The organism is Streptomyces sp. NRRL F-2580 (assembly GCF_000720115.1).
Classification (GTDB): domain Bacteria; phylum Actinomycetota; class Actinomycetes; order Streptomycetales; family Streptomycetaceae; genus Streptomyces.
Map to the genome: position 1 here is coordinate 59,417 of NZ_JOIR01000030.1, position 20,723 is coordinate 80,139.

General features: G+C 71.9%; 21 protein-coding genes. 12 read left to right on the forward strand and 9 right to left on the reverse strand.

Annotation, left to right across the window (positions count from 1 at the left end; all coding sequences use genetic code 11):
- Nucleotides 1-53: 53 nt before the first annotated feature.
- Together mshA and IF88_RS0128175 are read left to right on the forward strand one after the other, a co-directional pair.
- Nucleotides 54-1,436: a D-inositol-3-phosphate glycosyltransferase gene (mshA, locus tag IF88_RS0128170; protein ID WP_030718440.1), complete on the forward strand. Its 1,383-nt coding sequence runs from the start codon at nt 54-56 to the stop codon at nt 1,434-1,436.
- Nucleotides 1,429-1,920, forward strand: a complete 492-nt coding sequence (locus IF88_RS0128175; RefSeq protein ID WP_030718447.1) for a YbjN domain-containing protein — start codon at nt 1,429-1,431, stop codon at nt 1,918-1,920. The genes mshA and IF88_RS0128175 overlap by 8 nt, the downstream gene beginning before the upstream one ends.
- Before the next feature lie 83 nt (nt 1,921-2,003).
- On the opposite strand, the gene IF88_RS0128180 is transcribed toward IF88_RS0128175, so the two are convergent.
- Nucleotides 2,004-3,299: an MDR family MFS transporter gene (locus IF88_RS0128180; protein WP_030718449.1), complete on the reverse strand. Its 1,296-nt coding sequence runs from the start codon at nt 3,297-3,299 to the stop codon at nt 2,004-2,006.
- 185 nt (nt 3,300-3,484) lie between these two features.
- On the opposite strand from IF88_RS0128180, the gene IF88_RS0128185 reads away from it, so the two are divergent.
- Both IF88_RS0128185 and IF88_RS0128190 read left to right on the forward strand, forming a co-directional pair.
- Nucleotides 3,485-4,246, forward strand: coding sequence for a phosphoglyceromutase (locus IF88_RS0128185; RefSeq protein ID WP_030718451.1), 762 nt, complete (start codon nt 3,485-3,487; stop codon nt 4,244-4,246).
- 136 nt (nt 4,247-4,382) lie between these two features.
- A complete protein-coding gene (locus tag IF88_RS0128190) occupies nt 4,383-5,195 on the forward strand; it encodes an arylamine N-acetyltransferase family protein (protein WP_030718459.1) in 813 nt (270 codons plus the stop codon).
- 37 nt (nt 5,196-5,232) lie between these two features.
- Here the strand turns inward: IF88_RS0128190 and IF88_RS0128195 are convergent, their stop codons facing one another.
- The 3 genes from IF88_RS0128195 to phoU all read right to left on the reverse strand — a co-directional run bounded on the left by IF88_RS0128195 (nt 5,233) and on the right by phoU (nt 6,948).
- Nucleotides 5,233-5,775 carry a DUF4262 domain-containing protein gene (locus IF88_RS0128195; RefSeq protein WP_051837674.1) on the reverse strand — a complete coding sequence of 181 codons (543 nt, stop codon included), beginning with the start codon at nt 5,773-5,775 and terminating at the stop codon, nt 5,233-5,235.
- Between the two features lie 186 nt (nt 5,776-5,961).
- A complete protein-coding gene (locus IF88_RS47405; RefSeq protein WP_167344738.1) occupies nt 5,962-6,111 on the reverse strand; it encodes a hypothetical protein in 150 nt (49 codons plus the stop codon).
- Between the two features lie 159 nt (nt 6,112-6,270).
- On the reverse strand, nt 6,271-6,948 hold the full coding sequence (gene phoU / locus IF88_RS0128200) for a phosphate signaling complex protein PhoU (protein ID WP_030718463.1): 678 nt from the start codon (nt 6,946-6,948) through the stop codon (nt 6,271-6,273).
- 216 nt (nt 6,949-7,164) lie between these two features.
- On the opposite strand from phoU, the gene IF88_RS0128205 reads away from it, so the two are divergent.
- Nucleotides 7,165-8,364, forward strand: a complete 1,200-nt coding sequence (locus tag IF88_RS0128205) for a sensor histidine kinase (protein WP_051837676.1) — start codon at nt 7,165-7,167, stop codon at nt 8,362-8,364.
- Nucleotides 8,365-8,405: 41 nt separating this feature from the next.
- Nucleotides 8,406-9,086 (forward strand): response regulator transcription factor, encoded by a 681-nt coding sequence (locus IF88_RS0128210; protein WP_030387286.1) that lies wholly within the window; start codon nt 8,406-8,408, stop codon nt 9,084-9,086.
- 112 nt (nt 9,087-9,198) lie between these two features.
- Here the strand turns inward: IF88_RS0128210 and IF88_RS0128215 are convergent, their stop codons facing one another.
- Nucleotides 9,199-9,876: a hypothetical protein gene (locus tag IF88_RS0128215; protein ID WP_030718469.1), complete on the reverse strand. Its 678-nt coding sequence runs from the start codon at nt 9,874-9,876 to the stop codon at nt 9,199-9,201.
- Nucleotides 9,877-10,479: 603 nt separating this feature from the next.
- Between IF88_RS0128215 and IF88_RS0128220 the strand changes: the two genes are divergently transcribed.
- The 6 genes from IF88_RS0128220 to IF88_RS0128245 all read left to right on the forward strand — a co-directional run bounded on the left by IF88_RS0128220 (nt 10,480) and on the right by IF88_RS0128245 (nt 16,805).
- Nucleotides 10,480-10,962 carry a CarD family transcriptional regulator gene (locus tag IF88_RS0128220; protein ID WP_003953493.1) on the forward strand — a complete coding sequence of 161 codons (483 nt, stop codon included), beginning with the start codon at nt 10,480-10,482 and terminating at the stop codon, nt 10,960-10,962.
- A 280-nt stretch (nt 10,963-11,242) separates the two neighbouring features.
- Nucleotides 11,243-11,989, forward strand: a complete 747-nt coding sequence (gene ispD / locus IF88_RS0128225) for a 2-C-methyl-D-erythritol 4-phosphate cytidylyltransferase (RefSeq protein WP_030718478.1) — start codon at nt 11,243-11,245, stop codon at nt 11,987-11,989.
- Nucleotides 11,979-12,509, forward strand: a complete 531-nt coding sequence (gene ispF, locus IF88_RS0128230; RefSeq protein WP_030718481.1) for a 2-C-methyl-D-erythritol 2,4-cyclodiphosphate synthase — start codon at nt 11,979-11,981, stop codon at nt 12,507-12,509. Before ispD ends, ispF begins: the two co-directional genes overlap by 11 nt.
- A 93-nt stretch (nt 12,510-12,602) precedes the next feature.
- The gene (gene cysS, locus IF88_RS0128235) at nt 12,603-14,003 is read left to right on the forward strand and encodes a cysteine--tRNA ligase (protein WP_030718484.1); all 1,401 of its coding nucleotides are present in this window, start codon (nt 12,603-12,605) and stop codon (nt 14,001-14,003) included.
- A 112-nt stretch (nt 14,004-14,115) separates the two neighbouring features.
- Nucleotides 14,116-15,087 carry a 23S rRNA (guanosine(2251)-2'-O)-methyltransferase RlmB gene (rlmB, locus tag IF88_RS0128240; RefSeq protein ID WP_030718488.1) on the forward strand — a complete coding sequence of 324 codons (972 nt, stop codon included), beginning with the start codon at nt 14,116-14,118 and terminating at the stop codon, nt 15,085-15,087.
- Nucleotides 15,088-15,275: 188 nt separating this feature from the next.
- On the forward strand, nt 15,276-16,805 hold the full coding sequence (locus tag IF88_RS0128245) for a DoxX family protein (protein WP_030718492.1): 1,530 nt from the start codon (nt 15,276-15,278) through the stop codon (nt 16,803-16,805).
- Nucleotides 16,806-16,963: 158 nt separating this feature from the next.
- On the opposite strand, the gene IF88_RS0128250 is transcribed toward IF88_RS0128245, so the two are convergent.
- From IF88_RS0128250 to IF88_RS49670, 4 genes are all read right to left on the reverse strand, one after another.
- Complete coding sequence (locus tag IF88_RS0128250) at nt 16,964-17,740, reverse strand: nucleotidyltransferase family protein (RefSeq protein ID WP_078893191.1); 777 nt, start codon at nt 17,738-17,740, stop codon at nt 16,964-16,966.
- Nucleotides 17,741-17,768: 28 nt separating this feature from the next.
- Nucleotides 17,769-18,182 carry a hypothetical protein gene (locus IF88_RS0128255; protein ID WP_030718497.1) on the reverse strand — a complete coding sequence of 138 codons (414 nt, stop codon included), beginning with the start codon at nt 18,180-18,182 and terminating at the stop codon, nt 17,769-17,771.
- A gap of 189 nt (nt 18,183-18,371) precedes the next feature.
- On the reverse strand, nt 18,372-19,460 hold the full coding sequence (locus IF88_RS0128260; RefSeq protein WP_030718499.1) for an ABC transporter ATP-binding protein: 1,089 nt from the start codon (nt 19,458-19,460) through the stop codon (nt 18,372-18,374).
- A 163-nt stretch (nt 19,461-19,623) separates the two neighbouring features.
- Nucleotides 19,624-20,358 carry a MarR family transcriptional regulator gene (locus tag IF88_RS49670; protein ID WP_030718501.1) on the reverse strand — a complete coding sequence of 245 codons (735 nt, stop codon included), beginning with the start codon at nt 20,356-20,358 and terminating at the stop codon, nt 19,624-19,626.
- Nucleotides 20,359-20,723 lie beyond the last annotated feature (365 nt).

Here is a 20,723-nt window from a genome sequence, read left to right on the forward strand (position 1 = left end):
GTCATGCCGTCCGAGCGTTTCGCACACCGTCCGAGCCGAGAGGAACTGCTCCCTTGAGCCAGTACGTGTCCCGCCTCGGCGGCAGCCTCAGCGGCCGCCTCGCCGCCGCCCGTGCCACCCGCCACGAGCCGCCGCGACTGCGCCTGCCCGCCGTGGGCCACCACCGCAAGCCGCGCCGCGTGGCCATGCTCAGCGTGCACACCTCGCCGCTGCACCAGCCCGGCACCGGCGACGCCGGCGGGATGAACGTCTACATCGTGGAGCTGGCCAAGCGGCTCGCCGCGATCAACATCGAGGTCGAGATCTTCACCCGGGCCACCACCGGCGGGCTGCCGCCCGTGGTCGAGCTGGCCCCCGGGGTCCTCGTACGGCACGTGGACGCGGGCCCGTACGAAGGCCTCGCCAAGGAAGAGCTCCCGGCCCAGCTGTGCGCCTTCACCCACGGCGTGATGCAGGCCTGGGCCGGCCACCGGCCCGGCTACTACGACCTGGTCCACTCCCACTACTGGCTCTCCGGCCACGTGGGCTGGCTCGCCGCCGAACGCTGGGGCGTGCCCCTCGTCCACGCCATGCACACCATGGCCAAGGTCAAGAACGCGGCGCTCGCCGAGGGCGACACCCCCGAACCGGCCGCCCGCGTCATCGGCGAGACCCAGATCGTGGCCGCCGCCGACCGCCTCATCGCGAACACCGCCGAGGAGGCCGACGAACTCGTCCGGCACTACGAGGCCGACCCCGGCAAGGTGGCCGTCGTCCACCCCGGCGTGAACCTCGACCGCTTCACGGTCGGCGACGGCCGGGCCGCCGCCCGCGCCCGCCTCGGCCTGCCGCAGGACGCCGTCATCCCGCTCTTCGCCGGGCGCATCCAGCCGCTGAAGGCCCCCGACATCCTGCTGCGCGCCGTAGCCGTCCTGGTCGACCAGGACCCCTCGCTGCGCCGCCGCCTCTTCGTCCCCGTCGTCGGCGGCCCCAGCGGCAGCGGCCTCGCCAAGCCGGAGGGCCTGCAGAAGCTCGCCGCGAAGCTCGGCATCGCCGACCTCGTGCACTTCCACCCGCCGGTGGCGCAGGACGGCCTCGCGGACTGGTTCCGGGCGGCGTCCGTGCTGGTCATGCCCTCGTACAGCGAATCGTTCGGGCTCGTCGCGATAGAGGCCCAGGCCGCCGGTACGCCGGTGCTCGCGGCCGAGGTCGGCGGACTGCCCGTCGCCGTCAACGACGGGGTCACGGGCATCCTCGTACCCGGGCACGATCCGGCGGACTACGCGCGGGAGCTGCGGCGCTTCGTGGACGATCCCGCGCTCGCGGACCGGATGGGCGGCGAGGCGGCGCGGCACGCGCAGTTCTTCGGCTGGGACACGGCGGCGGGCGGCACGGCCGACGTCTACACGGCGGCCATGCATGATCACCGCCGTCGCGTACGCTCCCACCATGGCTGACGCTGACACCGCCGGAATCATCGAAGCGACCCTGACCGGCGCGGAACTGAGCTGGGAGTGCCCCTCCCCGGGCACGTACGTCGTCCAGCTCCCCGGCACCCGCAAGCTGAGCACCACCTGCTCGCTCCGGGTCGGAAGGCACTCCCTCTCGGTGAACGCCTTCGTGATCCGCCACCCCGACGAGAACGAGGCGGGCGTCCACCGCTGGCTGCTGGAGCGCAACCTCAAGCTGTTCGGGATGGCGTACGCGGTGGACCGCCTCGGTGACGTCTACCTGACGGCCCGGCTCCCGCTGTCGGTCGTCACGGCGGAGGAACTGGACCGCCTCCTCGGCACGGTCCTGGAGGCGGCGGACGGCTCCTTCAACACCCTGCTGGAGCTGGGCTTCGCGAGCGCGATCCGCCGCGAGTACGAATGGCGCGTCTCCCGCGGCGAACCGACCTTCAACCTCGACGCCTTCAAACACCTGACGCAGCCGTCGTAATCGGGCGCCGCCGCGCAATTCCAGCCCCGCCGGCGTTTGAGGCGTGAGGTCTGGGGCGGAGGACCAGCAGCGGCGCAGCCGCGTCAGACCTCGGCCCCGGCCGGAGCCGGCTTCGCATCGGCCGGGGCGCCGGCCCCCGCGGCCTCGACCACGCCACCCCTGGGAAGGCTCCGCATCAGGAGCCAGTACCCCGCCGCCGCCACCGTCCCCAGCACACCGGTGGCCCCCCACAGCCAGGCCGCCCCGTACCGGTCGATCACGAAGCCCGCCATCAGCGGTGCCACCAGCGAGGCCACCGCCCACGACAGGTTGTAGACCCCCTGGTAGCGGCCGCGCCCGTGCACCGGCGACAGCCGCACGACCAGGCTCATCTGGGTCGGCGAGTTCACGATCTCCGCCAGCGTCCACACGCACACCGTCAGCGCGTACGCCCACAGGGGCCCGGCGAAGGCCGTCAGCGCGAACCCGTACCCGGCCAGGAGTGCCGAGATCACCAGCAGCTTCTGCGGGTCGTGCCGTTCGATGAGCGCCGTGACCGGGATCTGCAGCAGCACGATCAGCGCCCCGTTCACGGCGAGGACCAGCCCGTAGTCCCCGGGGGAGAACCCGGCGCCGCCCATCGCGACGGGCAGGCCGACCGAGCCCTGCGTGAAGATCAGCGAGATCAGGAACGACAGCCCGACCACGCCCATGAACGGCCCGTCCCGCAGCACGCTCGCGAGCCCGATCGCAGGCTCCTCCCCGGTGGCCGCCTTGCCCGCGGTGGCGGGTGAGGGCCCGCCTCCGGGCCGGGACTCGGGCAGCTTCACGTACACGAGCACCGCGCACGTCAGCGTGAGCGCCGCCTCGCCCAGGAAGCCGGCCAGATAGCTGTACTCCGCGATCACGCCCGCCGCCGTCGCGCTGATGGCGAAGCCGAGGTTGATGGCCCAGTAGTTGAGCGCGAAGGCCCGTCCGCGGTCCTCCGGGCGGACGATGTCCGCCATCATCGCCGCGACCGCCGGCCGGGACGCGTTCGAGGTCATGCCGACGAGCAGGGCCACCGCGGCGATCGCCGCCGGGTGCTCCATGAAGCCGAGCAGCGCCACCGAGAACGCGGTCGAGGCCTGGGCCGCCAGCAGCGTGGGGCGCCGCCCCAGCCGGTCGGTCATCACGCCCGCGACGAGCGAGGAGACGACACCGCCGAGCCCGTGGAGGGCGACCACCAGTCCCGCGAAGGAGGCCGAATAGCCCCGGTCCAGGGTCAGGTACAAGGTCATGAAGGTGGCGACGAAGGCCCCGAGCCGGTTGATCAGCGTGCTCGTCCAGAGCCACCAGAACGCGCGGGGCAGACCCGAGACGCTCTCCCGGGCGGCCCGTCTCAGACTGGCAGCGGACATAAGGATTCCCCCCGGGGACGTAAGTGTCACTTGAGCAGAGTGAACATTACGATCGACGGGCACCCGGGCGCCAGTGGATTGACGCGCGAGGTCAATCGGAGGTCAATCGGGAGGTCGATCGGAGGTCGATCGGAGGAGCCCGCCTCGCGCGCGAGCGCGCCCGCCCGTCCATTAGGCTCGTACGCATGGCCGACGCACCGTACAAGCTGATCCTCCTCCGCCACGGCGAGAGCGACTGGAACGCGAAGAACCTGTTCACCGGCTGGGTGGACGTCAACCTCACCGAGAAGGGCGAGAAGGAGGCGGTCCGCGGCGGTGAGCTGCTGAAGGACGCCGGCCTGCTGCCCGATGTCCTGCACACCTCCCTCCAGAAGCGCGCCATCCGCACCGCGCAGCTCGCGCTCGAGGCCGCGGACCGCCACTGGATCCCGGTGCACCGCTCCTGGCGCCTGAACGAGCGCCACTACGGTGCGCTCCAGGGCAAGGACAAGGCGCAGACCCTCGCCGAGTTCGGCGAGGAGCAGTTCATGCTGTGGCGCCGCTCGTACGACACCCCGCCGCCGGTCCTCGAGGACGGTACGGAGTTCTCGCAGTCCGAGGACCCGCGCTACGCGTCGATCCCGCAGGAGCTGCGCCCGCGCACCGAGTGCCTCAAGGACGTCGTCGAGCGCATGCTGCCGTACTGGTACGACGGCATCGTCCCGGACCTGCTGGCCGGCCGTACGGTCCTGGTCGCCGCGCACGGCAACTCCCTGCGCGGTCTGGTCAAGCACCTCGACGGCATCTCCGACGCCGACATCACGGGCCTGAACATCCCGACCGGCATCCCGCTCGTCTACGAGCTGGACGCCGACTTCAAGCCCCTCAAGCCGGGCGGCACCTACCTCGACCCGGACGCGGCCGCGGCCGCCATCGAGGCCGTCAAGAACCAGGGCAAGAAGAAGTAGCAAAAGCGATCAAGCCCCTGACGCGCACGCACGGCGCGGGTCAGGGGCTTTCGTCTACTCGTTGTGGGGCCGGCGGGCGGGGCCTAGGTCCAATGGCGCATGGCGCGGGCGGCGGGGGGTCGGGAGAGTGGCGGGCATGGAACCTCTCGACCACGCCCGTACCGATGCCTACCTGCGCCGCCTGGGAGCGGCGCGGCCCGCCCGGGCCACAGGCGACTCGCTGCGCGAGCTGCACCTGTGCCACCTGCGTACCGTGCCGTTCGAGAACCTGTCGATCCACCTCGGCGAGGACCTCGTGCTCACCCGGGACGCCGTCTTCGACAAGATCGTGACGGCCGGGCGCGGCGGGATCTGCTACGAACTGAACGCCGGGTTCGCCGCGTTGCTGGGCGCCCTCGGTCACCGCGTGGAGCTCCTCCAGGGCCGGGTGTACGGCAAGGACGGCGCGCTGGGCGTCCCGTACGACCACCTGGCGCTGCGCGTGGACGGGCGCTGGCTCGCGGACGTGGGTTTCGGCGACCACACCGCACACCCGCTGGACCTGGACGAGCCGGGGGAGCAGAAGGATCCGGCCGGGGTGTTCCTGGTCCGGCCGGCCCCGGGCGACGAGGAAGGGGGCCGTGGCGGCGGGGACCTTCAGGTGCTGCGCGACGGCGTGCCGGTGTACCGGCTGGAGACCCGCCCCCGCGTGCTCGCCGACTTCCTGACCGGTGCCTGGTGGCACCGCACCAGCCCGGAGTCCGGCTTCACCAGGGGTCCGGTCTGCTCCCGGCTCACCGCGGACGGCGGCCGCGTCACCCTGCGGGACCACACCCTCATCGCCACCTCGGCGGACGGCGACCGTACGGAGGAGGAGCTGGCGACCGACGAGGAGGTACGGGCCGCCTACCGCGCCGAGTTCGGCATCGTGCTCGACCGCCGGCCCGTGCCGCTCCACCCCCGGCCCTGAGCCGATCGGCACCCGCGCGCCGGGCGCACCGGCGGTCTCAGGCGACCTCGGTCCACGGCCCGGTGCTCTCCTCCTTCGGGATCCAGAGCAGGGGCTGGCTCGTGCGGCACTGCTCGCCCGCTTCCTCGTCCCAGGGGAAGAGCCCCTCCCGGTCCGGCCAGAACAGCTGGGTGATGGGCAGGGGCGGGGTCTGGTAGAAGTCGATGCCCGCGCCGAAGAAGTCGTAGTACCAGCTGGGATGTACGGACCGGACGATCACGTCGCAGCCGTCGAGAACGTCGTCCCGGCGCTGGTCCGGCCCGAGCGGGTTGCCGCCGCGGATCGCCGCCCCCGCCGCGTTCGCCACGCGCGTCGCCGTCTGGGAGGGCAGGCCGAACACGCTCACCTCGGGGCTGCGCAGGGTGTGCCACAGGCCGATGGAGTAGGCCCAGTCGCCGGGGGAGTCGCCGCCCGCCACGCCCATCACGTGCCAGCCGTAGTCCGCGACGTTCTTCGTGGTGCGGGCATCCCGCTCCTCCGACGGGGGTCCGCCGAACTCGGTCGGGGCGCAGATCAGGCAGAAACAGGGGAAGTCGGTCACCCGAGGAGCGTAGTCGGGCCCCGCCCGCGGGGCCGGATCAGCCGCGTCCGGGCAAGGACCTGGTCGGGGTGGGTTTCGAACGAACACCCCGCGGACGGGCGCACGCACGAGCGCACGCACGAAGGGCCCCGGCCGAGGGAAATCGGACGGGGCCCTTCGCGTGCGTCGGGCCGGCGAAGGCGGCGGTCAGCCGCCGCACTGGCAGGGGGCGCCGGACTGGCAGCCGCAGCCGCAGCCCGAGCCGCAGCCGCATGCTGCGAGCAGCGGGAGGCGCAGGGGCTCCGGCCTCGGCGGCTGCTCCTGCTCCGGGGTGATGGGGACGGGGGAATCGGGCATGGTTCCTCCTCGCAGGCGGTGTACAGGGAGTCGTACTGCCTTCGCCTCATTCATGCCCAGTGGCACCGGCGCGTCAACGGCGCATTGGGGCTCGCCGTGCTCGCGGGCGGCCGTGCTCGCCGTGCTCGCCGGGCGGCCGTGCTCGCCGTGCCCCCGGTGTCAGACGCCGTCGACCTGCGTGGGCTGCTGGAGGTCGTCCGCGTGCTCACCCGTCACCAGGTAGACGACGCGCTTGGCCACCGACACCGCGTGGTCGGCGAAGCGCTCGTAGTAGCGGCCGAGCAGCGTCACGTCCACCGCCGTCTCGATGCCGTGCTTCCAGCGGTCGTCCATCAGGTGCTGGAACAGCGTGCGGTGCAGCTGGTCCATCTCGTCGTCGTCCTGCTCCAGCTGGAGGGCGAGGTCGACGTCCTTCGTGATGATCACCTCGGCGGCCTTCGCCATCAGGCGCTGCGCGAGCTGCCCCATCTCCAGGATGGTGGCGTGCAGGTCGTGCGGCACCGCGCGGTCCGGGAAGCGCAGCCGCGCGAGCTTCGCCACGTGCTGCGCCAGGTCGCCGGAGCGCTCCAGGTCGGCGCTCATGCGCAGCGAGGTCACCACGATGCGCAGGTCGGTGGCGACCGGCTGCTGGCGGGCCAGCAGGGCGATGGCGCGGGCCTCCAGGTCGTGCTGGAGGTCGTCGACCTTCTGGTCGGCGGCGATGACGCTCTCGGCGAGCTTCAGGTCTGCGTCGAGCATGGACGTCGTGGCCCGCCCGATCGCGGAACCGACGAGCCGGGCCATCTCGACCAGGCCTTCTCCGATCGAGTCCAGTTCCTCGTGGTACGCGTCGCGCATGTCTCGTGTCCCTCTCTCGACCTACTACTGCAGTACTGCCCGGGGCGGGCCGGGGCGGCCTTCGGCCCCACGTTGACACGGTGAGCCGCAAACGCGTCCGACTCCGGCACCACAAGTGAATCAACCCCGTCGCCAGGGTGAACTCTGGGCGACGACTGTTCGAGCTGCCACCCGAACGGCTGTGGAAGTGTCGTCTGGCCTGCTTAACCTGGATCCATGGACGTGAACGCGGCGGTCGCCGCAGCTGCCGCGATCGCCGGCCTTTGCACCGGTGTGATCGCGATGCTGGCGTTCCGCTGGAGCGAGCGCGACCAGGCCCGCCCCACCCGGAGCTCCATGCGCCCCGACATCAACGCGGTGCTCCCGCCCGGCGTGGACACCGTCCTCTCCGTGCTCCGCTCCTCCGCCGTCGTACTGGACGAGGGCGACGCGGTGGTCAAGGCCAGCTCGGCGGCGTACGCCCTCGGCCTGGTCCGCGGCGGCAAGCTCGCCGTCGAGCCCATGCTCCACATGGCCCGTGACACCCGGCGCGACGGGGAGATACGCCAGGTGGAGCTGGACCTGCCCCGGCGCGGCACCGGCCGCGGCGAGGCCCTCGCCGTCTCGGCGCGCGTGGCCCCGCTCGGCTCCCGCCTGGTGCTCCTCCTGGTCGAGGACCTCACCGAGGCCCGCCGCATCGAGGCCGTACGCCGCGACTTCGTGGCCAACGTGTCGCACGAGCTGAAGACCCCGGTCGGCGCGATCTCCCTGCTGTCCGAGGCCGTCATGGACGCCGCGGACGACCCCGAGGCGGTCAGCCGCTTCGCCGGCCGCATGCAGATCGAGGCCACCCGGCTGATCAACCTCGTGCAGGAGCTCATCGACCTCTCCCGGGTACAGAACGACGACCCGCTGGAGGACGCCGAGCCCGTACGCGTGGACACGCTCGTGGCCGAGGCCATCGACCGCTGCCGCCACACGGCGTCCTCGAAGCAGATCACCATGGCCGCGGGCGGCACCGCCGACCTGCGGGTATGGGGCAACCGCGGACAGCTCGCGGCCGCCCTCGGAAATCTGGTCGAGAACGCCGTCAACTACAGCCCCGCCCGCACCCGCGTCGGCATAGCCGGCCGCAGGGTGGCGGCCCCCGGGGGAGACTTGATCGAGATCGCCGTGACCGACCAGGGCATCGGCATCCCGGAAAAGGACCGCGAGCGCATCTTCGAGCGCTTCTACCGCGTGGACCCGGCCCGCTCCCGTGCCACGGGAGGAACGGGCCTCGGCCTTGCGATCGTGAAGCACGTGGCGGCCTCGCACGGCGGGGAGGTGTCGGTATGGAGCTCGGAGGGCCAGGGCTCCACGTTCACCCTTCGACTCCCCGAAGCGGCTGCGCCGGCCCCGGCGCCGACCCCCCACACCCACACCACCCCTGCCTGAACCAGAACCGCACCAGCCATTCCTGCCCCGGAGGTCCTTCCGTGACCCGAGTGCTCGTCGTCGAGGATGAGGAATCCTTCAGCGACGCCCTGTCGTACATGCTCCGCAAGGAGGGCTTCGAGGTCGCCATCGCCGCGACCGGGCCCGACGGGCTGGACGAGTTCGAGCGCAACGGCGCCGACCTCGTCCTCCTCGACCTGATGCTTCCCGGCCTCCCCGGCACGGAGGTCTGCCGGCAGCTGCGCGGCCGCTCCAACGTTCCCGTGATCATGGTGACCGCCAAGGACAGCGAGATCGACAAGGTCGTCGGGCTGGAGATAGGAGCGGACGACTACGTCACCAAGCCCTTCTCCTCGCGGGAGCTGGTCGCCCGCATCCGCGCGGTCCTGCGCCGCCGCGGCGAGCCGGAGGAGGTCACCCCGGCGGCCCTGGAGGCCGGGCCCGTACGGATGGACGTCGACCGCCACGTGGTCACCGTCGCGGGCGGCAAGGTGGACCTCCCGCTGAAGGAGTTCGACCTGCTGGAGATGCTGCTGCGCAACGCCGGCCGCGTACTGACCCGCATGCAGCTGATCGACCGGGTCTGGGGCGCCGACTACGTCGGTGACACCAAGACCCTCGACGTCCACGTCAAGCGCCTGCGCGCCAAAATCGAGCCGGACCCGGGCGCGCCGCGCTACCTGGTGACGGTCCGCGGCCTCGGCTACAAGTTCGAGCCGTAAGCCGCACCCCGCCGCGCGAGGTGGTGTGCGTACGGGAAGGGCCCCCAGCCGCTGGTGCGGATGGGGGCCCTTCCCGTACGCGTACGTGTACGGCGCTACGCCGCCCTCGGGGTCAGTGGCCCGCGCTGTGCGAGGGAGAACCCGACGGCGTGCCGACGGCGCTGCCCGAGGGGGAGCCGGACGGGCTGCCCGAGGCCGCACCGGTGGCCGCGCCCGACGGGGAGCCGGAGGGGGTGGCGGCCGGGGTGGCGCCGGCGGCCGGGGAGGCGGCCGGGGCCACGGTCGGGCCGTAGGGCGCGTACATGCCGGTGGCCGGGACCACGAAGGCCTCCAGCTCGACGCCGCCCGTGCTGCTCAGCTGGAAGACGACCTTCTGCACTTCGCCGTCCCGGACGGTCGCGGCCCCGTCCTCGATCACGGCGGAGGCGTTGCCCTTGCCGCCGATCACCACGGAGCCGAGAGCCGGCACGGTCACCTTGCCGGAGCCCTCGGCCGGCTTCAGCGTGACCTTGCCCTTGCCACCCGGGAGGGTGATGCCGTCAAGGGTCTGCGCCTTGGTGCCGCCGTTGAAGAGCGTCGCCGAAACGACCGCGGGGCCCTTCTCGCCCTTCTGGCCCTGGGTGATCACCAGTGCGTTCTGGACCTCGATCTCGCCCTTGGTGGCGGCGGCGTTGTCCGGCTTGATCTGGAGGGTCTGCGCGTCCTGGCCCGCACCGCACGCGGCCAGCGAGGCGATCGAGAACACGACGGCGGTGGCGGCGAGGGCGCCGCGTCGAAGGCTGCGGCTCACGGCGGCGGCAACTCCTTGGACGAACGGAAGGGGCGGGTGGGCACTCGGAACGGCCGAGGTAAAGCCGCTCTAAGGGTGTGTCAGCGCGCTTAGGTTACCGAGCCGCCGCCCCGCCCCCGCACCCGACCCTCCGCAGCGCAGCCGCCACCCTGCGGGCGCCCCGCGATCTTGCATTCCGCCCGCCCTTCGGGGTGCCCTTCGCCGCGCCGATCATGTGGCGCTCGCATATCGTGCGCCGGACGCCCGGTGATCAATTTCCGGGATTCCCCCGAACACCACGCCGTGATCGAATTCGGGATTGGGCCGGAACCCGCTGCGCGGGGGCGGCCCCCAGTCGAACGGAGTAGTTCGGTTTCCCGACTCCGAAACCGGCAAAACGGGACGTACATCACACGAACGGGGGTGTCGGGCAGGTGTAGCGTGGCCCTTTCGCCTGGTCCGCGCAGCGCCCCCGACCTGCGAATACCCCCTTCCGCGAGCCCTTCGCAGCACGTTCCTGTCGCTGTTGTCAAGCCCCGAGATGTGCCCTGACCTGCGAAAACGCCATTCATAACAGTCAGTTCTCGTGTTACCCTGGATAGCCACGGAAGGGGTACCTGTCACATGACGTTCAAGGTTGGCGACACCGTGGTCTATCCCCATCACGGGGCCGCGCTGATCGAGGCCATTGAGACTCGTCAGATCAAAGGCGTGGACAAGACCTACTTGGTGCTCAAGGTCGCCCAGGGCGACCTGACGGTTCGTGTGCCTGCGGACAATGCGGAGTTCGTCGGCGTTCGCGACGTAGTCGGCCAGGACGGGCTGGACCGGGTCTTCGAGGTGCTCCGCGCACCGTATGCAGAAGAGCCGACGAACTGGTCCCGGCGCTACAAGGCAAATCTGGAGAAGCTCGCTTCTGGCGACGTCATCAAGGTCGCCGAAGTGGTGCGTGACCTGTGGCGTCGTGAGCGTGAGCGCGGGCTTTCCGCGGGTGAGAAGCGCATGCTCGCGAAGGCACGCCAGATTCTGGTGAGCGAGCTCGCGCTCGCTGAGAACACGAACGAGGACAAGGCCGAGGCCCTCCTCGACGAGGTGCTCGCGTCCTGACGCGAGGCACCCCGTGCACAGCCTCTGTGCACAGTCTGCCGCGGTGCCCGATGACAACGTCTCTCCTCCACGAGAGACCTGTTGCCGGGCGCTGCGGCATGTCTGTATCCGTACCTGTCCGTACTCTTCTGCACTACCTCACCGCCACCGACTCGATGGCGCGCCGGGCCCGGGCAGCCTGCTCGACCGGTCGTCACGGAAGGGGCGAGGGCGTCGCACCCGGCACCCTTCAGGCCATACCCATGTCGGCCGAAGTCACAAACCTGGCTCGGAGCTACTGATGTCTGACGTAACGCGTCCCCACCGCACCGCCGCGGTGATCCCGGCCGCCGGCCGCGGGGTACGCCTCGGCCCCGGGGCCCCCAAGGCCCTGCGGGCCCTCGGCGGCACCCCGATGCTCGTCCACGCCGTCCGCGCCATGGCCCGCTCCCGCGCGGTCTCCCTGGTCGTGGTCGTCGCCCCGCCCGCCGAGACCGCCGAGGTGCGCCTCCTGCTGGGCGAGCACGCGCTGCCCGAGCGGACCGAGCTCCTCGTCGTCCCCGGCGGCGAGACCCGCCAGGCGTCGGTGCGCGCCGGCCTGGACGCGCTGCCGCAGGACGTCACCTCCGTACTCATCCACGACGCGGCCCGCCCGCTCGTCCCCGTCGACACCGTGGACGCCGTCGTCGAGGCCGTGCGCGACGGAGCCCCCGCCGTGGTGCCCGCGCTGCCCCTGGCCGACACCGTCAAGGAGGTCGAGCCCGGTAAGCCCGGCGAGGCAGAGCCGGTGCTCGCCACGCCCGAGCGGGCCCGGCTGCGCGCCGTGCAGACCCCGCAGGGCTTCGACCTCGCCACCCTCCTGCGGGCGCACGCCGCGATCGCCGTCGACGGCGAGGGCGCCACCGACGACGCCGGCATGGTGGAACGGCTCGGCGTCACCGTCGTGGTGATCCCGGGCCACGAGGAGGCCTTCAAGGTCACCCGCCCGCTCGACCTGGTCCTCGCCGAGGCCGTACTCGCCCGCAGGAGGGCCACCGATGCTTTCTAGTCCGCAGAGCCCGCAGAGCCCGCAGAGCCCGCAGGCCCCGCTGATCCCCCTCGTCGGCATCGGCACCGACGTGCACGCCTTCGAGACCGGCCGCGAGCTGTGGTGCGCCGGCCTGCTCTGGGAGGGCGAGGACGGCCTCGCCGGCCACTCCGACGGCGACGTCGCCGCGCACGCCGCCTGCGACGCCCTCTTCTCCGCCGCCGGCGTCGGCGACCTCGGCGCCCACTTCGGCACCTCCCGCCCCGAGTGGTCCGGCGCCGCCGGCGTCACCCTCCTGGCGGAGGCCGCCCGGATCGTCCGCGCCGAGGGCTTCGAGATCGGCAACATCGCCATCCAGGTGATCGGCGTGCGCCCGAAGATCGGCAAGCGGCGCGAAGAAGCACAGAAGGCGCTCGCCGCCGCGGCCGGCGCCCCCGTCTCCGTATCCGGCACCACCACCGACGGACTGGGCCTCACCGGCCGGGCCGAAGGGCTCGCCGCGATCGCGACCGCCCTCGTGTACCGGACGAACCGGGCCTGAACACCCGTAGCAACGGCACTTCTTCCGCAACATTGGTGCCCCGCGTCCCCAAAGGGCGCGGGGCACTGCTACAGGCGCACTACCCTGGATGCCGTGACTATTCGCCTGTACGACACCAGCGCCCGGAAGATCCGCGACTTCACCCCGCTCACCGCGGGCTGTGTCTCGATCTACCTCTGTGGCGCCACGGTGCAGGCCGCCCCGCACATCGGGCACATCCGGTCGGGCCTCAACTTCGACATGATGCGCCGCTGGTTCGAGTACCGGGGCTACGAGGTCACCTTCATCCGCAACGTCACGGACATCGACGACAAGATCATCGCGAAGTCCGCCGAGCAGCGCCGCCCGTGGTGGTCCATCGGCTACGAGAACGAGCGCGCCTTCAACGACGGCTACAGCGCCCTCGGCTGCCTCCCGCCCACCTACGAGCCCCGCGCCACCGGCCACGTCACCGAGATGGTCGAGATGATGCGCGGCCTCATCGAGCGCGGTCACGCCTACGAGTCCGAGGGCAACGTCTACTTCGACGTGAAGTCGTACCCCGGCTACCTCGCGCTCTCCCGCCAGGAACTGGACAACATCCGCCAGCCGGAGAGCACCGGCGAGACCGGCAAGCGCGACGCCCGCGACTTCGCCATGTGGAAGTCCGTCAAGCCCGGCGAGCCCTCCTGGGAGACCCCGTGGGGCCGCGGTCGCCCGGGCTGGCACCTGGAGTGCTCCGCCATGGCGCACAAGTACCTCGGCGAGGCCTTCGACATCCACGGCGGCGGGCTCGACCTGATCTTCCCGCACCACGAGAACGAGATCGCCCAGGCCAAGGCCTTCGGCGACGAGTTCGCGAACTACTGGGTCCACAACGCCTGGGTCACCATGTCCGGCGAGAAGATGTCCAAGTCCCTCGGGAACTCGGTCCTCGTCTCCGAGATGGTCAAGCAGTGGCGCCCGATCGTCCTGCGCTACTACCTCGGCACCCCGCACTACCGGTCGATGATCGAGTACAGCGAGGAGGCGCTGCGCGAGGCCGAGTCGGCCTTCGCCCGGATCGAGGGCTTCTACCAGCGCGTCATCGAGAAGGCCGGCGGCCCCGTCGAGGCCGCGGCCGAGGTCCCGCCCGCCTTCGCCGAGGCCATGGACGACGACCTGGGCGTCCCGCAGGCGCTCGCCATCGTCCACACCACCGTCCGCCAGGGCAACAGCGCGCTCGCCGCCGACGACAAGGACGCGGCCATCGCGCGCCTGTCCGAGGTGCGGGCCATGCTGGGCGTCCTCGGTCTGGACCCGCTCGACCCGCACTGGGCGGGCGAGGCCGACCGCGGGGAAGACCTCCACGGCGCAGTCGACACCCTCGTGCGCCTCGTCCTCGAACAGCGCGAGTCGGCCCGGTCCCGCAAGGACTGGGCGACCGCCGATGCCATCCGGGACCAGCTCCAGCAGTCCGGGCTGGTCATCGAAGACAGCCCGACGGGCCCGCGCTGGACGCTCGGCCCCCGCTGAGCCCGGCCCCGGCCCCGTGCCGGCCGACTGAGCTTGGTGTGCCGCCCGGCGCTCCGGGCGGCACACTCTTCATACGTACATACCGCAGCACCAACGAAAACAGGTAGAAGTCATGGCCGGGAACAGCCAGCGCAGGAACCGCCGCACGTCCAACAAGAAGGGCGCGACGGTCGGCAGCGGTGGCCAGCGGCGCAAGGGACTGGAGGGCAGGGGCCCCACGCCCAAGGCCGAGGACCGCAAGAAGCACAAGGCGAACCGCATCAGCAACGCCATGGCCCGTCAGGCGGCCAAGCGCCGCCCGGCCCCCCGCCGCGGCGGCCCCAAGGGCACCAGCGAGATGGTCGTCGGCCGCAACCCGGTCTTCGAGGCGCTGCGCGACGGCGTACCCGCCACGACGCTCTACGTCCAGCAGTTCATCGACAACGACGAGCGCGTCCGCGAGGCCCTCCAGCTCGCCGCCGAGCGCGGCAACATCAACCTGATGGAAGCCCCGCGCCCCGAGCTCGACCGCCTGACCAACGGGCTCAACCACCAGGGCATGGTGCTCCAGGTACCGCCGTACGAGTACGCGCACCCCGAGGACCTCACCGCGGCCGCCTACGACGACGGCGACGACCCGCTGATCGTGGCCCTCGACGGCGTCACCGACCCGCGCAACCTCGGCGCGATCGTCCGCTCCGTCTCCGCCTTCGGCGGCCACGGCGTGGTCATCCCCGAGCGCCGCGCCGCCGGCATGACCGCCGGCGCCTGGAAGACCTCCGCCGGCACCGCCGCCCGCACCCCGGTCTCCCGCGTCACCAACCTGACCCGCGCCCTCCAGGACTACAAGAAGGCCGGCATGACCATCGTCGGCCTCGCGGCCGAGGGCGAGCACACGGTCACCGACCTGGAGGCGCTCGGCGGCCCGGTCGTCATCGTCGTCGGCTCCGAGGGCAAGGGCCTCGGCCGCCTCGTCGGCGAGAACTGCGACTACCTCGTGCGCATCCCGATGCCGGGCGGCGCGGAGTCCCTCAACGCCGGTGTCGCCGCGGGCGTCGTGCTCTACGAGGCGGCCCGCCGCCGCGCGGACCGCGGCCGCGTCTGATCCGCGGATCCCCCGACCGCGGGATGCCGGACCCCGCGATCTCCGGATCCCTTGATCCACTTGGCTCACGGAAAGTGACCCGTGAGCGTGTCACCCCGCCCGTTTCGGGCGGGGTGGCTTGATCTTGACGGGTCTCGGACACATCCCTGTCGTCAAGGCAGTGTCCTAAACACTGATCACTCGGTTAGATGAGTGTGGACACCAGAACGTCAGGGTTCGACGACCAGCCCGCGCTGAGCATGGTCAAGGTGCCGTGCGATCCCGCACAGGTCATCGTCAACCACGCCAGCTTCCGCGTGCGGCTCGCACCGAGCCCGAGCGCGCGTTCCAAGCCCGCCAAGGCCCCCGGCCGCGCGCCCGTCCTTGGCGGCGCCGTGGTGGCGGCCGCCGGGGCCACCCGCCGCCGCGCCCCCGTGGTGTGGAGCGGCAAGTCCGACGCCGGCGACGCCGCGGCCATGGGCGGACTCCTCCAGGCCGTACGCGAGGCCGGGCGCGGCCACGACGGGTACGACGGCGGCGAGTACGACGGCGGAGCCACCCAGGTCATCCCGCGCATCGACCTCGCCCACGACCTCGCCGAGGGCACCCTCGCCACGCCGACCGTCATCGGCCAGCGCAGCTACGGGGACCCCACCGAGACGCGCCCGCTGGCCGCCGTACGGGACCTGCCCCACCAGGAGCCGCCCGGCTCCGGACCCGGCCTGGACTCCCGGCGGCCCGCCGCCGACAACCGGGGACAGGCCTCGTACTACCCCGGCCGCCGCATGAACCTCGGTGTCGTGCTGCTCCCGCTGCGCGTCTTCCTCGGCTTCATCTCCATCTATGCCGGCATGGGCAAGCTGTGCGACCCCGTCTACTTCGACGGCGGCGAACGCGGCTCCATGGTCACCTGGCTGCACACGCTCACCCCGTGGGCGCTCGCCGAGCCGCTGCGCGACTTCGCCCTCGCGCACCCCGTCGGCGCCGGCCTGAGCGTGGCCTTCCTCCAGGTCATCGTGGGCGTGCTGACGGTGTTCGGCCTGTGGCAGCGGTTCGCCGCCTGCTTCGGGGCGCTGCTGTCCGCCGCGCTGCTGATGACGGTGAGCTGGAAGACCGTCCCCGCCTACGACGCGCCCGACATCATCTACCTCGCCGCCTGGAGCCCGCTGATCATCGCGGGCGCCCCGGTCTACTCCCTCGACGGACGCCTCGCCGGCGAGGCCTGGCGCACCCTCGGGCCGCGCTCCGAGATCTGGCGGCTGCGGCGTCGCGTGCTGCGCCGCGGGACCGTCATGGCCACCGTCGTGTGCGGGCTCACACTGCTCGTCGGTTCGCTCCTCGGCGGCGCCGTCCGCTCCACCACCGTCGTCACCGTCCCCGGGCCCGGGCAGGCCCCGACCAACTACCTGCCGGGCCGGCCGCTGCCGCAGACCCCGGCCAGGCAGCAGCCCGCCGCGCAGCCGACGACCAAGGCGGCCACCCCCTCGGCCTCCGCCACTCCCACCGAGCCCGCCGCGAAGTCCGGCAAGAGCGCCTCGGGCGCCCCCAGCCGGGAGACCGCCGGGACGGGATCCCAGTCGCCCACGGCGACGCGGGGCACCACCGGCAAGCAGCAGACCCCGCGCAGCACCCCCCGCCAGTCCACCTCGCCCCGACAGCCGTCCTCCTCGGGCAGCTCGAACGGCGGGGGCGGCACTCCGACGAAGCAGCCCGGCCTGATCGGCGGTCTCATCGGCTGAGCCCCGCCGACGGGGACCGGTACGACGACAGGGGCCCGGCGCGCGTGAGCGTGCCGGGCCCTTCGCGTGCGCCGGGCGGTGCGCGCGGCGCCGTACGCGGGCGGGGGCGGGGCGGGGCCGGGGCGGGGCGGGGCGGGTGCCGAGGGCCGGGAGGGGTCTCAGGAGCCCGTCTGCGCCGCCAACTCCCTTGCGGCCTCGGTCAGGTCCTTCGCGGTGTCGATGGCCCGCCAGTAGGCCCCCTGGGGCAGCGGGAAGCCGGCCAGCCGCCGTTCGCGCGCCAGGCGCGGGAAGGTGGACCGCTCGTGGTCCCCGAAGTCCGGGAGCAGCGCGGCGAATTCGGGTCCGAAGACGTACACGCCGGCATTGACGGGGTACGGCGACGGCGGAGCCTCGATGAAGTCCAGCACGTGCCCGAACTCGTTGGTCTCCACCACCCCCCACGGGATCCGCGGCCGGGCCAGCGCCAGTGTCGCCACGGCGCCGCGTTCGGTGTGGAAGGCCGCCATCTCGCGCAGCGAGAACCGGGTCCAGATGTCGCCGTTCGTCGCGTACCAGGCCCCGTCCGGCTGCGGGAGGTGCCGCGCGGCGTACTTGAGGCCACCGCCCCGGCCCAGCGGCTCCTCCTCGACCACGGTGGTCACGCGCAGCGGCAACCGCGCCCCGGCCAGCCACTCCTGGAGCACCCCGGCGAGGTGCCCGCAGGAGATCACCGCGTCCGTGACGCCCTCGGCGGCGAGCCAGGCCAGCTGGTGCCCGATGATCGGCATCCCCGTCCCGGGGATCTCGACCATCGGCTTGGGGCGGTCGTCCGTGTACGGACGCAGCCGCGAACCCTGGCCGCCCGCCAGGACGACTGCCTGGGTGGGGGCGGCGGGGAACGCGGCTGCGGAGGAAGCGGATGGAGCGGAGGAAGCGGATCGGTGGTCGTCGGTCATGGCGGCCAGCGTAGGGACGCGAGGTGCGTCAGCCCATGGAGGCGACGCCCGTGGCGTACGAGGTGTCGCACACGGGGCGGGCGTACGACTGGGCCTTCGTGGGGCCGTACGCGTCGACGGCGGCCCGTCCCAGTGCCCGGGCGATCCCCACGCAGTGCTCGGCGAGCGACGGCCGCCGGTTCACCTCCTGCTGGAGGTGCGTGAGGACGTCGTCCGGCGCCTGGCCCTGCTGCAGATCGCCCACGAGCTGGTCGCGCAGCACCTCGTGCGCGGCGCGCGGCTTCGCCGGGGCGGAGACGCCCTCGGCGGAGGCGGTCAGGATCTGGGAGGAGGACGTGTCCGCCCAGGGGACCATGGTGACCGCGAGGGTCCCGGACAGGACGAGGACGACGGGCAGGACCAGGGCGAGGGATCGGCCGATACGGCGGGCAGTGTGGGTCACGAGGGCGAGATTAGCGCTCGGTGAAGATTTGGCGACATTTAGTCACCCTGTCGAGGGATGGTTCGACGTGGCTTTTCGAATTGCGGGTTGACGGAGAGGGCCGAATGGCCCGGTCTGCCGGAGTTCGGCAACGCACGGCGGAGGGGCGCCCCTTGGCGGAGCGCCCCTCGGTCAGGCCCTGTTGCGCAGTCAGTCGGAGAGGCGCTCGCCGGAGGAGGTCGAGAACACGTGGATCTCGTCGGCCCGCGGCACCACGTGCAGGCTGGAGCCCTTCTCGGGCACGTGGCGGCCGTTGACGCGGACCACGAGGTCCTGCGCGCCCTTCTCCGCCGGGGTGGAGCCGTACACGTAGCCGTCGGCGCCGAGTTCCTCGACGACGTTCACGTCGATGGTCAGGCCGCCGGTCTCGGCGAGGTCGAAGTGCTCGGGGCGCACGCCGACCGTGACGGTGCGGTCGCCCGCGTCGGCCGCGGCGGACAGCGCCTCGCGCGACACCGGGACGACGCTGTCGCCGAACTTCACGCCGCCGTCGGTGATCGGGACCTCGACCAGGTTCATGGCCGGGGAGCCGATGAAGCCGGCCACGAAGAGGTTCGCGGGACGGTCGTACATGTTGCGCGGGGTGTCGACCTGCTGGAGCAGCCCGTCCTTCAGGACGGCCACGCGGTCGCCCATCGTCATCGCCTCGACCTGGTCGTGGGTGACGTAGACGGTGGTGATGCCGAGGCGGCGCTGGAGGCCCGCGATCTGCGTACGGGTGGACACGCGGAGCTTGGCGTCCAGGTTCGACAGCGGCTCGTCCATCAGGAACACCTGCGGCTGGCGCACGATCGCGCGGCCCATGGCGACGCGCTGGCGCTGACCGCCGGAGAGCGCCTTGGGCTTGCGGTCGAGGTAGGGGCGCAGGTCGAGGATGTCGGCCGCCTCCTCCACCTTCTTGCGGATGGTGCCCTTGTCCACGCCGGCGATCTTGAGCGCGAAGCCCATGTTGTCGGCGACGGACATGTGCGGGTAGAGCGCGTAGTTCTGGAACACCATCGCGATGTCCCGGTCCTTGGGCGGCAGGTGCGTGACGTCGCGGTCACCGATGCGGATGGAGCCGCCGTTGACGTCCTCCAGGCCGGCGAGCATGCGCAGCGAGGTGGACTTGCCGCAGCCGGAAGGACCGACGAGGACGAGGAACTCGCCGTCCTCGATCTCCAGCTCCAGCTGGTCGACGGCGGGCTTGTCGCCGCCGGGGTACAGCCGGGTCGCCTTGTCGAAGGTGACAGAAGCCATGGTGATGAATCCCTTCTACCGGCAGGAACGTGCCGGACGATCCGAGTGGAAGGAAGAATGGGTCTAGTCCAGTAGCACCGGACTCCGCCCGACGCTACCTCCCGCAACGCCGTCTGTCAGCACCCGGGGGCGGGGGAGTCGCGGACGGGCCCCGGGCTCCGGCTCAGGTGGGGGCGTTCGAGGGGGGTTCGGGTTTTGTGTGGAGGATGTCGCGGGCCTGGTCCGCGGCGCGGGCGATGCTCTCGGCGACGAAGTCGACGAAGCGGGCGATGTTCTCCAGGCGGGCGGCGGCCGGGGTGCCGGGGCCGAGGACGCTGACGCCCTGGCGTGCGGTCTCGGCGAGCAGGGCGTTGGCGCGGGCGCCGGCGATCGTCGACTGGTACATCACGTCGTCGTCGACGACGTAGCGCTCGCGGCGGCGGTCGTCGCGTTCCCGGCGGATGAGGCCCTGGCTTTCGAGGAACGCGATCGCCTTGGAGATGGAGGCCGGGCTGACCTGGAGGCGCTGGACGAGTTCGGACGCGGTGAGGCTGCCCGCGTCGGTCGTGTAGAGGGACGCCAGTACCCGGGCCGTCATCGTGGGCAGGCCCTGCGCGGTGAAGAGGGTCGTGAACGTCTCCTCGTACGCGCGCACGGCCTCGGCGTCGCGTCCGTGGGCCTGCTCGGGCGCCTGCGACCCCCGGGGCGCGGGCTGTCTGCGCCGGTGCGCGCGGCGTTCGGTGGCGCGGTGGGCCAGCTCCGCGCGGTAGGCGGCGGGGCCACCGTTGCGCATCACCTCGCGGGTGACCGTCGAGGTGGGGCGGTCGAGGCGTCTGGCGATCTCCGCGTAGGCGAGGTCGTCGGCCAGTCCCAGCGCGATCTGCTGGCGTTCCTGCTGGGTGAGTCTGCCTCCCGGCATCGCGGTCTCCTTCGTGGTGCGGCGTCGCTCCAGCATAGCGTTCACTCTTCATTCATTGCAACGCGACAAGGGGTGCTTGTTGCATTGAAATCAAAGCCATTGCAATGAAATACCTGCCGTGAACTGCATAAACATCGTCAGTGCGCAACGAAGTCGTTGCCAGGTCTGTGAATGCAACGTAGCTTTTCGTTCATCAGAAACGGCGGGCCGTCCGAGTGCCCGCCACCGGAGAAAGAGAAGAACGATGCAGAAGTTCGCCACCGCCACCCCCGTCTCCGCCGTCCTGGACATCCCCGCGGGCCGCATCCGCTTCATCGCCGCCGACCGCGCCGACACCACCGTCGAGGTCCTCCCCGCGAACGCCG

Bases quoted from the DNA above. Each gene is read 5' to 3' on its own strand.
- ispD (WP_030718478.1), top strand. From the start codon at position 11,243: ATGTCTGACGTAACGCGTCCCCACCGCACCGCCGCGGTGATCCCGGCC.
- IF88_RS0128245 (WP_030718492.1), top strand. From the start codon at position 15,276: ATGAGTGTGGACACCAGAACGTCAGGGTTCGACGACCAGCCCGCGCTG.
- IF88_RS0128205 (WP_051837676.1), top strand. From the start codon at position 7,165: ATGGACGTGAACGCGGCGGTCGCCGCAGCTGCCGCGATCGCCGGCCTT.
- ispF (WP_030718481.1), top strand. From the start codon at position 11,979: ATGCTTTCTAGTCCGCAGAGCCCGCAGAGCCCGCAGAGCCCGCAGGCC.
- phoU (WP_030718463.1), bottom strand. From the start codon at position 6,948: ATGCGCGACGCGTACCACGAGGAACTGGACTCGATCGGAGAAGGCCTG.
- IF88_RS47405 (WP_167344738.1), bottom strand. From the start codon at position 6,111: ATGCCCGATTCCCCCGTCCCCATCACCCCGGAGCAGGAGCAGCCGCCG.
- IF88_RS0128185 (WP_030718451.1), top strand. From the start codon at position 3,485: ATGGCCGACGCACCGTACAAGCTGATCCTCCTCCGCCACGGCGAGAGC.
- IF88_RS0128175 (WP_030718447.1), top strand. From the start codon at position 1,429: ATGGCTGACGCTGACACCGCCGGAATCATCGAAGCGACCCTGACCGGC.
- IF88_RS0128260 (WP_030718499.1), bottom strand. From the start codon at position 19,460: ATGGCTTCTGTCACCTTCGACAAGGCGACCCGGCTGTACCCCGGCGGC.
- rlmB (WP_030718488.1), top strand. From the start codon at position 14,116: ATGGCCGGGAACAGCCAGCGCAGGAACCGCCGCACGTCCAACAAGAAG.
- IF88_RS0128250 (WP_078893191.1), bottom strand. From the start codon at position 17,740: ATGACCGACGACCACCGATCCGCTTCCTCCGCTCCATCCGCTTCCTCC.
- IF88_RS0128180 (WP_030718449.1), bottom strand. From the start codon at position 3,299: ATGTCCGCTGCCAGTCTGAGACGGGCCGCCCGGGAGAGCGTCTCGGGT.
- IF88_RS0128220 (WP_003953493.1), top strand. From the start codon at position 10,480: ATGACGTTCAAGGTTGGCGACACCGTGGTCTATCCCCATCACGGGGCC.
- IF88_RS49670 (WP_030718501.1), bottom strand. From the start codon at position 20,358: ATGCCGGGAGGCAGACTCACCCAGCAGGAACGCCAGCAGATCGCGCTG.
- IF88_RS0128190 (WP_030718459.1), top strand. From the start codon at position 4,383: ATGGAACCTCTCGACCACGCCCGTACCGATGCCTACCTGCGCCGCCTG.